General features: G+C 71.5%; 9 protein-coding genes. 1 reads left to right on the top strand and 8 read right to left on the bottom strand.

Annotated features, from left to right (window positions below; genetic code table 11):
• Positions 1-3 precede the first annotated feature (3 nt).
• The 4 genes from OG735_RS16540 to OG735_RS16525 are packed head-to-tail and all read right to left on the bottom strand — an operon-like array spanning position 4 to position 3,989.
• Positions 4-957 carry a serine/threonine-protein kinase gene (locus tag OG735_RS16540; RefSeq protein ID WP_327323938.1) on the bottom strand — a complete coding sequence of 318 codons (954 nt, stop codon included), beginning with the start codon at positions 955-957 and terminating at the stop codon, positions 4-6.
• A gap of 45 nt (positions 958-1,002) precedes the next feature.
• A complete protein-coding gene (locus OG735_RS16535; RefSeq protein ID WP_327323937.1) occupies positions 1,003-2,253 on the bottom strand; it encodes a glycosyltransferase 87 family protein in 1,251 nt (416 codons plus the stop codon).
• Between the two features lie 49 nt (positions 2,254-2,302).
• Entirely contained in the window at positions 2,303-3,076 is a 774-nt protein-coding gene (locus tag OG735_RS16530; RefSeq protein ID WP_327323936.1) for an ABC transporter ATP-binding protein, read from the bottom strand.
• Positions 3,069-3,989, bottom strand: coding sequence for an ABC transporter permease (locus OG735_RS16525; protein ID WP_327328346.1), 921 nt, complete (start codon positions 3,987-3,989; stop codon positions 3,069-3,071). Before OG735_RS16525 ends, OG735_RS16530 begins: the two co-directional genes overlap by 8 nt.
• Before the next feature lie 199 nt (positions 3,990-4,188).
• Between OG735_RS16525 and OG735_RS16520 the strand changes: the two genes are divergently transcribed.
• Complete coding sequence (locus OG735_RS16520) at positions 4,189-4,794, top strand: TetR/AcrR family transcriptional regulator (protein ID WP_327323935.1); 606 nt, start codon at positions 4,189-4,191, stop codon at positions 4,792-4,794.
• Between the two features lie 441 nt (positions 4,795-5,235).
• On the opposite strand, the gene OG735_RS16515 is transcribed toward OG735_RS16520, so the two are convergent.
• The 4 genes from OG735_RS16515 to OG735_RS16500 all read right to left on the bottom strand — a co-directional run bounded on the left by OG735_RS16515 (position 5,236) and on the right by OG735_RS16500 (position 12,589).
• Entirely contained in the window at positions 5,236-6,117 is an 882-nt protein-coding gene (locus OG735_RS16515) for a carbohydrate ABC transporter permease (protein ID WP_327323934.1), read from the bottom strand.
• Entirely contained in the window at positions 6,114-7,463 is a 1,350-nt protein-coding gene (locus OG735_RS16510) for a carbohydrate ABC transporter permease (RefSeq protein WP_442812441.1), read from the bottom strand. The genes OG735_RS16515 and OG735_RS16510 overlap by 4 nt, the downstream gene beginning before the upstream one ends.
• Positions 7,464-7,467: 4 nt before the next feature.
• A complete protein-coding gene (locus OG735_RS16505; RefSeq protein ID WP_327323932.1) occupies positions 7,468-8,829 on the bottom strand; it encodes an ABC transporter substrate-binding protein in 1,362 nt (453 codons plus the stop codon).
• Positions 8,830-8,977: 148 nt separating this feature from the next.
• Positions 8,978-12,589: an FHA domain-containing protein gene (locus OG735_RS16500; RefSeq protein ID WP_327323931.1), complete on the bottom strand. Its 3,612-nt coding sequence runs from the start codon at positions 12,587-12,589 to the stop codon at positions 8,978-8,980.
• Between the last annotated feature and the right edge of the window lie 12 nt (positions 12,590-12,601).

Genomic DNA, 12,601 nt, shown 5'->3' with positions numbered 1-12,601 from the left:
CCGTCAGGGAGCCCGGCGGATTCTGGTCAGCCAGCCGGACGCCCTCGGGTCCTTGGCGGCCCGCTCGATCCCTGCCAGGGTCGCCGCGAGCGGCTTCGGCAGCCAGCCGTCGAAGTCACGTACGTCGCGTCCCGCCGCCCGCCGGCACAGCTCGGCCACCTCCGCCGCCGTCGGCCGCTCCTCGGGCCGGGCGGCGAGGCAGGCCGTCAGCACCTCGCGCAGCGCCGCCGGATGCGCGCGGAGATCCGGCGGCTCGTGGTCGGTGCCGGCGATCCGGGTGGCGACCACCAGGCCGCCGCCCTCTCCGTACGGATGGCGCCCGGCGGCGGCTTCGGCGGCGACGAGTCCGAGCGTGAACACATCGGATGCGGGCGTGAGCTGCTTGCCGAGCGCGTGCTCGGGAGACATGTACTTGGGTGTGCCGACCATCCGGCCGACTGTGGTCATGGATGACGTCCCGATGTCCCGCGCGATGCCGAAGTCGAGCAGCCAGGGCCCTTCCGCGGTGAGCAGCAGATTGCCCGGCTTCACATCGCGGTGGATGACCCCGGCGGTGTGTACGGCGTCCAGCGCGTGGGCCGCGCAGGCGGTCAGCTGAAGCACGCACTTCAGCGGCAGCGGCCCGTGTTCGGCCAGCGCGTCGTCGAGCGGCAGCCCCGGTACGTAACGGGTGGCGAGCCAGGGCCGGGCGGCCTCCGCGTCATGGTCGACGACCGGTACGAGGTGGTGTCCGTGCACCCGGCGGACCGCCTCGACCTCGCGGGCGAAACGTTTCCGGAAGCTCTCGCTCTGTGCGTGCTCGCGGCGGATCAGCTTCAGCGCGACGGGCCGTCCCTCGCCGGTGCGGGTGAGATAGACGGTGCCCATCCCGCCCTCGCCGATCCGCGCCTCGAGCACATAGCCCGCGATCTCCCGCGGATCGTCGTCGCGCAGCGGCTGAGGCCCCCCGTTCCGCATTCCCACTCCCCTTGGCGTGCCCCTGCCCATTGTCGGCAGCGGAGCCTATCGCGCGGCCGTGGCCGTCCACAGCCGCCTGCAGGAGAGCAGAGCCGCCGTGACCAGCAGACCGTTCCGTACGACCATGATCAGACAGCCGAGCGGAGTCCCGCCCAGCACATCGTCGTAGAGCAGGGGGTAGGCCAGCGCGCTCAGCGCGGCCGCGGGCAGCATCAACAGCGCGACCGGGCGCTGGGTGGTGTGCCGGGAGGTGAGGCAGACCGCGGCCAGTCCGAGCAGCCAGACCAGATACTGCGGGCTGATCACCCGGCTGGTGACGGTGAAGAGCAGGACGGCGGCGAGCGCGGCGTCGAAGGGTGTCGCCGCAGTCCAGCGCCGGGCCCTGACCCGCCAGAGCAGCAGCCAGCACAGCGCCGCGGCGGTCAGCAGCAGCGAGAGCCGCGCCACGCTCGACACATAGGGACCGATGAACTCGAAGGCCCCGTACTGGTACCTGACCGTGCCCGGCCAGCCCGCCTTCCGCGCGAGCTGGAGCGCGGTTCCGCCGAGCGACTCGATCTGGACGCCTCTGGCGCCCTGCTGCCGCAGAAAGTCCAGGGAGTGCGTGAAGGCGAGCGCGAGGACGGCGAGCAGCGCGACCGCGGAGGCGGCGGCCGAGAGCCAGGCGGCGCGTGTCGTACGTCCCCGGGGTGTGCCGAGCAGGGTGAGCAGCGGCCAGACCTTGACCATCGCGCCGAGGCCGGCGAGCGCCCCGCCGAGCAGCGGCCGGCCGCGCATCGCCAGTAGCGCGAGCACGGCCAGGGCGGTGACCTGGACGTCGTACCGCGCGAAGGGCAGATGCAGCAGCAGCGGCAGTCCGCACACCCACATCCAGGCGCCGGGCACACCGGCGCGGGCGAGCGCGAGGGTGACGACGGCGTCGGCGGCGAGGGTGATGGCGACGAAGGCCTGGAAGTAGGTGAGCCAGGGCAGCGTGCCGGGGAAGAGGAACACCAGCGCGGCGCCGGGCGGGTACTGCCAGGTGACGTCGTTCAGGGGGAAAGCGCCCTGGCTGAGCTGCTCGTACCAGTGCCGGTAGAGGGTGTGCACCTCGCCGGCGACGCCGCTGTCGCCGAGGCGGTCGACGATGAGCAGGAGCAGCATCCCGATGCGGGTGGCTGCCCAGACGGCGCCGAGGGCGACGGCCTGCGTGGGCCGGGGCGGGTCGGCGCCGAGGGGCGCCCGGGTGCCGGGGAGCGCGGTCCCGGGCACCCGGGCGGAGCCATGGGCGGGCGGTGCAGTCCGATGATTCGTCATCGGCCTGCACTTTAGCCCGCGTTATGGGTAATTTGAGGTGATTTAGGGGCTATTTCTTGGGGCTGGTGAACTCGTTGTACGCGGCGACGACGTCCTTCACGGGGCCGTCCATCCGCAACGTCCCGGCCTCCAGCCAGATCGCGCGGTCGCACGTCTCGGAAATCGTGCCGATGCTGTGGCTGACCAGGAAGACCGTGCCGGCCTCCTCGCGCAGCTCGTTGATGCGCTCCTGGCTGCGCCGCTGGAAGCGGGCGTCGCCGGTGGACAGAGCCTCGTCGATCAGCAGCACGTCGTGGCTCTTCGCCGCGGCGATCGAGAACCGCAGCCGGGCGCCCATGCCGGAGGAGTACGTACGCATCGGCAGCGTGATGAAGTCGCCCTTCTCGTTGATCCCCGAGAAGTCGACGATGTCGTCGTAGCGGTCGCGGATCTGCTCGCGGGTCATGCCCATCGCGAGTCCGCCGAGGATGACATTGCGCTCGCCGGTCAGATCGCCCATGAGTGCCGCGTTCACGCCGAGCAGCGAGGGCTGGCCCTGGGTGAAGACCCTGCCCTTGGACGGCGGCTGCAGGCCCGCGATGGCCTTGAGCAGTGTCGACTTGCCCGAGCCATTGGAGCCGATCAGGCCGATGGCCTCGCCCTTGTACGCGGCGAAGCTGACGCCCTTGACGGCGTGCACCTCTCGAACGCCGGGTGCGCCCTTGCGGGAGACGATCCGGCTGAGGGCGGTGGTGGCGCTGCCCTTGCCGGTGCGGACGCCGTTCACCTTGTACGTGATGTGGACGCCGTCGACGACGACGGTGGGAATCCTGGAGTCAGCCACGGCCGTACTCCTCCTCTGCCTTCCAGAAGTACAGGAATCCGCCGGCCCCGAAGAGCACTGCCCAGAAGAGGGCCACGGCCCACACGTGCGGGGGGAGTTGGGCGGCGGTGAAGCTGTCGATGAGCGCGAAGCGCATGAGATCGATGTAGACGGCGGCCGGGTTGCACTGCAGCGCCAGCTTGACGGTGTGCGGCACCTTGTCGTGGCTGAGCACCTTGTCGATCGACCACATCACACCGGAGACGTACATCCAGGTGCGCAGGATGAACGGCATCAGCTGGGCGATGTCCGGGGTCTTGCTGGCCAGCCGCGCCATGATCATCGAAATGCCGGTGTTGAACACGGCCTGCAGGGTCAGTGCCGGGATCGCGAGCAGCCAGCCGACCTGGGGAAGCTGCCCGAAGCAGACCAGGATGGCGAGCAGCGCGCCGAGCGAGAAGAGCAGCTGCTGGAGCTGCTGGAGCGCGATGGCGATGGGCAGGCTCGCGCGGGGGAAGTGCAGGGCGCGTACGAGGCCGATATTGCCGGAGATCGCGCGGGTGCCGGCCATGATCGAGTTGGCGGTGAAGGTCCAGATGAACACGCCGGTGACGAGGAACGGGATGAAGTCGGGCACGTGCTTACTGGTGTCGAGCAGCATGCCGAAGATGAAGTAGTAGACCGCCGCGTTCAGCAGCGGGGTCATGACCTGCCAGATCTGGCCCAGCTTGGCCTGGCTGTACTGGGCGGTCAGCCGCGCGGTGGCGAAGGCGACGATGAAGTGGCGGCGGGACCAGAGCTGGCCGATGTAGGAGCGCAGGGTGGGGCGGGCGCCGCTGACGGTCAGGCCGTGGCGGGCGGCGAGCGCGGCGAGGTCGGACGGGCCGTCCGGGGCGGATTCGCTCGGGTCGGGATGCGGCTCTGACCGGCCGATCGTCTGGCTGCTCACGGTGCTCGCTTTCGACAGGCGCGGAGGCAGGGACAGGGGTGGGGGTACGTCGGGCGCGGGCGTTGGCGGCGCCCGCGATGGGAGTCGCCCAGCGATGGGACGGACCCGTATCGTCGCTACGGTGAGAGTAGGACGGAGTGACGTCGCAACGCAACCGTTTCGTCGTCCCGGTATGCTCCTGTGCATGACCACGGATCCGGGAACACCACGTCGCGCGCCGGCGGGAGCCGCAGTGCTCCGGGAGGACGTGACCCACGCCATCCGCGCCGCCGTCTTCGAGGAACTGGCCGCGGTCGGCTTCGCGCGGATGTCGATCGAGGGCATCGCGCGGCGGGCGGGCGTCGGCAAGACGGCGGTCTATCGGCGCTGGAAGTCGAAACTGTCGCTGGTACTGGACCTGGTCTCGGTGTTCGCGGCGCAGGGGCTGCCGGCGCCGGCGACGGGTTCGCTGTACGGCGATGTACGGGCGCTGCTCGAGGTGGCGTCGCACGCCCTGCGCCACCCGGTGGCCTCGCAGGTCATCCCGGACCTGCTGGTGGAGGCGGCGCGCCACCCGGAGATCTCGGACGCGATCAAGGCGGCGTTGCTGGACAGTCAGCAGGGCGTGGCGGCGGTGGTGGTACGGGACGCGGTGGCACGGGGCGAACTCCCCGAATCCACGGACCCGGACAAGGCGCTGGACCTGATTGTGGGGCCGCTGTACTGGCGGCTGGTGGTGGTGCGGACGGGGCTGCCGAAGGGGTACCTGGACGAGCTGGCGCGGGGGGCGGTGGCGGCGCTCCGGTCGTGACCGGGGGTTTGACCGGGGTTTGTCCCCTCCCCGCCCCTTACCGAACCGGGGGCAGGCCCCCGGGCCCCGGGGGTGGGTGGGGCGCACCCCACGCCTCCGGGCGGCAGCTTCGCGCCGAGCGTTCGGCGGGCCCGGCGCTCGCCTCGCGGCGCAGCCGGGCGCGGCCCTGTCCTCGGTGAAGTGGCGCACCGCCGCGCCCCCGGTGACCGCTTCCCGGCCGGACCGGGTTTGCCCGGTACCGCGCGAGGTGGGGGTGCGCCGTCACGTGGCGGGTGTCGGTTTGCGGCGGACCCGGGGGGTCTCGGGCTTGGCGGGATGGGGGTGCCGCCTCTTGCGCCGGGGCCCGTTTGCGGCGTGGCCCGGTCCCCGCCGGCGGGGACCGCCCGCGGCAGTTCGCACCGGGCCGGCCCCGACACCGCTCAACTACTCATCCGCACCCGCTCACTTGACCGCTCCCGCCATGACTCCCGTCACGAACTGCCGCTGGAACGCGAAGAACACCGCCAGCGGGATGATCATCGAGACGAAGGCGCCGGGCGCCAGGACGTCGATGTTGTTGCCGAACTGCCTCACCTGGCGCTGGAGTGCCACCGTGATCGGCGCGCTCTCGGAGTCCGCGAAGATCAGCGCCACCAGCATGTCGTTCCACACCCACAGGAACTGGAAGATTCCCAGCGAGGCGATCGCCGGGCCGCCCAGCGGCATTACGACGCGCGTGAACAGCCGTATCTCGCCCGCGCCGTCGAGCCGCGCCGCCTCCAGCAGTTCTCTCGGGATCTCCGCGAAGAAGTTCCGCAGCAGGAAGATCGCGAACGGCAGACCGAACGCGACATGGAAGATGATCACGCCGATCGTCGTCTCGAAGATGCCGATCTGGCCGAACAGCTTGGAGACCGGCACCAGCGCGACCTGGACCGGGACCACGAGGAGGCCGACGACCACCATGAACCACCAGTCGCGGCCCGGGAATTCCATCCAGGCGAAGGCGTATCCGGCGAGCGAGCCGATCACCACGACCAGAACCGTGGCAGGGACGGTGATCAGCACCGTGGACAGCAGGGAATCGGTGATCGCCGTGTTGTCGAGGAGCCGCGAATAGTTCTCGGTGGTCAGCTGTGCCGGGGCCGAGAACACCTTCCACCAGCCGCTCTCACTGATGTCCGTCGCGTCGCGCAGCGACGACAGCAGCAGCCCGAACGTCGGCATCAGCCAGAACAGGCCCACCAGGATGAGAAACACCCGCATCACGCCACCGCCGGCGCCTGCCGCGATACGCGCCGGGAGTGACTGCTTGGCCTTCACCACACCGTCGGTCGTGGTCATCGGCGGCTCTCCCTTCGCATCCTGCGGATGTTGAACAGCATCACCGGGATCACCAGCAGCAGCAGGAGTACGGAGATGGCACTGCCCAGCCCCACGTTCGAATCCGTACCGAACGACGAGCGGTACAGCTGGAGAGCGAGGACGTTCGCGTCGTCCTGGGCCGAGCCCGGCGCGATGATGAAGACCAGGTCGAAGATCTTCAGCACATTGATCATCAGGGTGACCAGGACGACCGCGAGTACCGGCGCCAGCAGCGGCACCGTGATCTTGCGGAAGACCTGCCATTCGTTCGCGCCGTCCACCCGCGCCGCTTCGAGGAGTTCACGCGGCACGCTCGCCAGGCCCGCCGCGATCAGCACCATCGCGAAGCCCGCCCACATCCAGACGTAACTGCCGATGATCGCCGGGGTGACGAGCGAGGGGCCGAGCCAGTTCACGCCGTTGTACGGCTCCCGGAAATTGTCGGCGGGCAGCCGGAGTTGGGCGCCCTCGGCGGACGCGGGCAGGCTGAACGTACCGTCCGCTCCGGCCCGTGCCGATGCGACGACCTTGCCGTCCCTGACCGCCTCCACCTTGATGCCCTTGAGGCCGAGCTCCTTGGCGTCTATGGTGTTGGGCTTGCCGCCGCCGCCCTTGGTGAAGTCCAGCCAGGCGGTGCCGGTGATCTTTCCGTCGTCCGGCTGGGCCGCCTTCGCGGGCTTGGCGTCGGACGGCATCTTGTCGGGCGCGACACCGACCAGTGGAAGCTGGACCTGTTTGCCCGCGGTGGCCGGCTCCTTGGTGACGAAGGACCCGCCCGGACCTGCCTCGAGCGGATGGACGGCCAGCGGACGCGCCTTGGGGAATCCGGCCGACTCGGCGAAGGTGTCATGGACGCCCACCCACACCGCGTTGGCGACTCCGCGGCCCGGGTCCTGCTCGTACACCAGCCGGAAGATGATGCCCGCGGCGAGCATCGAGATCGCCATCGGCATGAAGACGATCAGCTTGAAGGCCGTGCCCCAGCGGACCCGCTCGGTGAGCACGGCGAAGATCAGACCGAGTGCCGTCGAGACGGTCGGCGCGACCACCACCCAGATCACATTGTTCTTGACCGCGGTGAGGATGGTGTCCTCGGTGAATATCTCCTTGTAGTTGTCGATCCCGGCGAACCCGCTGCCGGACTGGTCGAAGAAGGACCGGTAGACCGAGTACCCGATCGGGTAGACCACGAGCGCGCCCAGCAGCACCAGCGCGGGCAGCAGAAAGCCGACCGCGATGATCTTACGTGTGCCTGTCACGCTCTTGCGCTTGTCGGCGGGGGGCGTCGGACGTACGGAGCCCCTCGCGGTCGCCGCAGTTGTCACCGCTTCAGCTCTTGTACGCCTTGGCCGCGTCCGACTCCAGCTTCTGCTGGGTCCCGGCGACGTTCTTCGGGTTCTTCAGGAAGTCCTGGAGTGCTTTCCACTCGCCCTTGCCGGGCGTACCGCCGAACGACTGCGGCATCTGGTCCGACATGTCGAAGCGGAATGTGTCGCCCGCCGCGATCAGCGCCTTGGCGATATCGCGCTGCACATCATTGGCGTACGCGGAGACGTCGAGCGACTTGTTCGGTGAGATGAACCCGCCCGACTCGGCCCAGATCTTGGCAGCGTCCGGGGAGGCCAGGAAGGTCAGCAGGGCCTGCGCGCCCTTGGAGTCCTTCAGCGCCACGGCCGCATCGCCGCCGGTCACCACCGGAGGCTCGGCGCCCACCGCCGGGAACGGGAACACTTTCGCGTCCGTACCGATCTTGGCGTCGGTCTGCGCGATGTTGACCGAGACGAAGTCGCCCTCGAAGACCATTGCGCCCTTGGGCTGCTCACCACCGGTGAAGGTCTGGGTGACCGATGCCGGGAACTCCGTCTGGAGCGCGCCGTCGGCGCCGCCCGCGATCAGGTTCGGCTTGCCGAAGAGCTCGCCGAGCGTGGTCAGCGCGGTCTTCACGGACGGGTCGGTCCACTTGATCTGGTGCTTGGCCAGCTGGTCGTACTTCTGGGGTCCCGCCTGGGAGAGATAGATGTTCTCGAACCAGTCGGTGAGCGTCCAGCCGTCCGCGCCGCCGACCGAGACCGGGGTGACACCGGAGGCGGAGATCGTCTCGGCCGTCGACAGGAATTCCTTCCAGGTCTTCGGCTCGCTCGCGCCCGCGTTCTCGAAGGCCTTGGCGTTGTACCAGACCAGGGACTTGCTGGCGGCCTTGAAGTAGACGCCGTACTGCGTGCCGCCGACCGCGCCGAGATCCTGCCAGCCCTTGGTGAAGTTCTTCGCCAGCTCTGCCTTGGCCTCGGCGCCCAGCGGCTTGACCCATTTGCGCTGCACGGCCTGCTGGAGCGCGCCGACCTGCTGGAGGAGTGCCACATCCGGGGGCTGACCGCCGGCGATCTTCGTACCGAGGTAGTTGAGCATCGCGTCCTGGGTGGGGACGAAGGTGACGGAAGCCCCGGTGCGCTTCTCGAACTCCTTGAGGACCTTGGTGAAGTTCTCCTGCTCGGGGCCGGTCCAGACGGCCACGACCTCGATCTTCTCGCCGTTCAGCTTGGGCAGTTGGACGGTCGCCGCGGACTCCTTGCCCTTGCCCTCGCCCGGTTTTGCCTTGTTGTCGTCCTTGTTGTCGCCGCAACCGGCGAGTGCGAGAGCACCGATGGCGGCGAACACCACTGCGGTCCTGCCCGTGCGAAGAGTTGTGCGCATCACTGCCCCGTCTCTCCCGTGCCCTGTCCCGTGCCGACAGGTGTACGCCCGGTACTGGAGGGCCGCAATACCGCACCAGGCGTCAACCAGCCTTTTGTGATGGCCTTGTGACGTGATGTCAGGTCAAAGGGCGGGCCTGTGCCGTCACTCAGGGGCGGGCCGGATTCAGCGGCGGAACCGGAGTCGCGTCCACTGATCGTGCAGCTCGCTCCAGGGCACTGGCCAGAAGTGCCAAGTCCGTTGGCCCATTGCCCAGTTCGCGAACGGGCCGACGGGTCGGCGGGTCACCCATCCGCTCCCACTCGAGCGGCACCACAGTGGGACGCAAGGTCGCCGTACGCGGAATGCGTCCCGTCACCCGGCCGCTCTGGAACGGGGTCACCCGGCCGTCCGGATGCCCGAGCCTGCCTCGCCCTGGAGCAGGGTCGTCCGGCCCCGGCGCGGCGGGCGGCGCATCCAGCACGGCACGCAGCCGCGCACCCTGTGCCAACTCGGTGTCGGCCGTACGGTCGGGACGCGCGGACGTCGCTATCAGATGTACACCGAGCCGCTCGCCGTCCCGGGCCACGGTTTCCAGGGCCCGTACGACCGAACCGGCCGCGGGCCGCCCGGGGCTGCCGAGCGCCGGTGCGACCAGCGCGTCGAAGTCGTCCACCAGCACGACGAGCCGCGGCAGCGGAGGCGGACCCTCGGCCTTCGTGCGGGCCCCGGGGCGCAGCCGGAGCGTGCCGCTGGCGGGGGAGTCGAGGTCACCGCGCTGCTCGGCGGCGGTCGGCGGGCGCTGGCCCACCATCCGGTCGGCCACCTCGCGCTGGGTGTGCCACTCGGCGAAACCGACGCTGCCCAGCAGCTCGGACCGCCGCTTCAGCTCGGCGCCGAGCGCCTGCGCGAACGCCCGCATCCGGACCGGGTCCGAGGCCATCAAATGCTCGGTGACATGAGGTAGTTCGGTACAGGCGGCCAGTCCTTCGCCGCGCTCGCCGCCGGCTCCGTCGACCAGCAGCAGCCCGAGCCGGTCCGGGCGTCCCGCGGCGGCCAGCGAGGCCGCGACGGAGCGCAGCAGCTCAGTGCGGCCGCTGCCCGCCGGGCCTTCGATCAGCAGATGCGGGCCCTCTTCGGTGAGATCGACGGTGAGCGGGCCGCGCGGACCCGCGCCGAGCACCGCGGTGCCGTCGCCCGCCGATGCCCAGCGCGCCATCAGGGATGCGGGGGTGGCGCGGGCGAGACCCAGCTCGTCCAGCAGCCGCGCGGAACGTGGCAGCGCCGCGACCCGGTCGAGGTGTGTGCCGGTGCCCTCGGCGCGCAACGGCGCGACGGCGCGCCCGAAGCGCGCCGCCCAGGGCGCCGAGACCGCGTCCACCGCGCCGACCGTGCCGTGCCCGACGGGCTGCCCGCCGGCCGTACGCATCAGCCGCAGCGCGGTCGCCACATCACCGCTGAGCAGGGCGACCGCACCGCACTCGCGGAAGGCGAGCGAGGCCGCGCACGCCGCCTCGTAGGTCGCGGGGACGGGTGAGAGCGGCGAGGCGGCCGGGGTCTCGGCCAGACAGATCAGATGGATCCCGGCGGCGGGTCCGGCGCCGGCCAGCCTCGCCGTCGTCTCGCGCAGCGCGGCCGATCCGGGGTCCCCGTCGATGATGACGACGGTACGCGCGCCTTCGTACCGCGCGGCGGCTTCGGTGACGGCCCGGCGCTCGGCGCTCGGCCAGCCCGGGCCGAGCGGCCCGTCGTCCAGGCGGCGGGTGAGTTCGGCACTGCGGGCGGTGGCCTGGTCCCGGTCGTAGGCGAGGAGCAGTCGACAGTCCTGGCCGTGCGCGGGCCGCAGATGCGGCAGCCAGCCGAGCCAGGCCCACTCGCTCTTGCGCTCCTCCAGGCTCCGCGACCGGTCCGTGGAGATCAGCACGATCTCCAGATCGACAGGCGAATGCAGCGCGGCGAGCTGCGCCACGGCAGACCTGGCAAGACCGGCCAGCCGCGCCCTGGGCCCGGCGAGCCCGAGCGAACCGGCCTCGCGCAGGCCGACGGTCACCGGCACGGCAGGCAGCTCGGCCCGGTCGGTGGTGCCGAGGCGGAGCACAAGGGACTCGGGATGTCCCGCTCCCCGCTCCCAGAGCCGGGGGCCGGGGCCGAGCGCGGTGAGCAGCACCGCGGCCGGATCGGGCCAGCTCTCGACGGCGCGTGTCGCGGCGCTGCGCGATCCGGGCTGCGGCGGGAGCTCCGGAACAGGCTCCTCCCGGCCTCCGGCGAGCCGCCGTGCCCAGGCTCCTATACCGCGTCTGCGGGGGGTGGCGCCGTCGGGCAGGCGCGTGCCGCGGAAGGGGGCGGCTTGGCGCGGCGGGCCGCTGGGAGCTGCGGGGCTGTGCGCCTCGGGCGGTTCGGGGACCTCGTGGGTCTCGTCCGCCCTGGAGTGCATGGCGTCGCCGTGGGCGCTGCCGTCGGGGCCGTATGTGCCGTACGTGTCGTATGTATAGAGCGTCTCGGCATCGCCGCGCCCGGCGCTCGTCGGGGCTGCGGGAGCGGTGGGGTCGTACGGGAAGGGCACGCGGCGCTGATCGCCTGCCTGGGGGGCTTCGCGGGGGCCCGAGGCGTGGGGAGCCCGGTCGGCGGACCCGGGACTGCCCGGAGCCGCACCGCGCGCGCCGGAGCCACCGTGCCCGGAAGCGCCCGATCCGGAAGCGCCCGTAGCCGATGCGTCGGGGCCGTAGCCGCCGTTGCCGGCACCGGCACCGGCGTCGTCCCGGCGGGCCCAGCTGGGAACCGGTCGGCGATGTCCGGGATCGGCCGGACCGGAGCTGCCGTGCCCCGAGCCGCCCGGCCCGAAGCCGCCAGGGGCTGATCCGCCGGAACCGGAGCTGCGGGGTCCGGAGCTGCCGGGGCCGTCGTCCCCCGGACCGACTCCGCCCGGACCGACTCCGCCCGGTGCGGCCCCGCCCGAAGCCGATCCGCCCCGAGCCGACCCGCCAGGTCCGAAGGCCCCCGCCGCGGCTCCACCGGGACCGGAGCCACCGGGACCGGAGCCACCGGAACCGGAATGGGCCTCACCGGAACCGGACCCGGCCGGACCAGCCCCGTCCGCCCGGGTCACCCGCAGATGCCCCTCGCCGTCCGGCGCCGTCGGCAGCGCGGGCGTCCGGTCGCACGGGGTGACCCGGAGCGTCGACTCGCCCAGTCGCAGCAGCGCGCCCGCGGGCAGTCTGACCGGGCGGGCACTCAGGGCCGCGCCGTCCAGCGTGGTGCCGTTCGTCGAGCCGAGGTCGGCGACCGTCACCCGGCCGTCCTCGGCGACCGTGACCGCGCAGTGCAGCCGCGAGACGTCCGGGTCGTCCAGCGGTACGTCCGCCTCGGCGGAGCGGCCGATCCTGATCTGGCCGCCGTGCAGCAGATGGACCCCGCCCGCGTCGGGACCGGCGACCACATGGAGCTGGGCCGAGGCGTCCGCCCCGGGAGACTCGTCCTCACCGGGGACCTGAAGGGAGAGCACCGCGCCGTCCACCAGCGGCGGCTCGCCCAGCGTGCGCCGCTGCGCGTCGAGCCGCTCCTGGCCCGCGTACAGCACGACGGAACCCGAGACATCGGGGCCGGAGACGGCCGCCGCGAGGCCGGAGGCCACGGCGGCCAGCGCCGTCCCGGCAGGCGCGGTGATCAGCACGTCGCAGGCGTGACACGCGGCATGTCCCGCCGAGGCGTGTCCCACGGAGGCATGCCCCGCGGTCGCGGATCGGCCGCTGCGCGGCGCGAGGACAGTCAGCCGGATCTGCATCGCCGTCAGCAA

The sequence above is a fragment of the Streptomyces sp. NBC_01210 genome, from assembly GCF_036010325.1.
Lineage (GTDB): Bacteria > Actinomycetota > Actinomycetes > Streptomycetales > Streptomycetaceae > Streptomyces.
Note: the sequence above shows the minus strand (reverse complement) of the source record. Positions and strands in the feature narration are given on the sequence as shown.

Bases quoted from the DNA above. Each gene is read 5' to 3' on its own strand.
- OG735_RS16535 (WP_327323937.1), bottom strand. From the start codon at position 2,253: ATGACGAATCATCGGACTGCACCGCCCGCCCATGGCTCCGCCCGGGTG.
- OG735_RS16540 (WP_327323938.1), bottom strand. From the start codon at position 957: ATGCGGAACGGGGGGCCTCAGCCGCTGCGCGACGACGATCCGCGGGAG.
- OG735_RS16500 (WP_327323931.1), bottom strand. From the start codon at position 12,589: ATGCAGATCCGGCTGACTGTCCTCGCGCCGCGCAGCGGCCGATCCGCG.
- OG735_RS16520 (WP_327323935.1), top strand. From the start codon at position 4,189: ATGACCACGGATCCGGGAACACCACGTCGCGCGCCGGCGGGAGCCGCA.
- OG735_RS16515 (WP_327323934.1), bottom strand. From the start codon at position 6,117: ATGACCACGACCGACGGTGTGGTGAAGGCCAAGCAGTCACTCCCGGCG.
- OG735_RS16505 (WP_327323932.1), bottom strand. From the start codon at position 8,829: ATGCGCACAACTCTTCGCACGGGCAGGACCGCAGTGGTGTTCGCCGCC.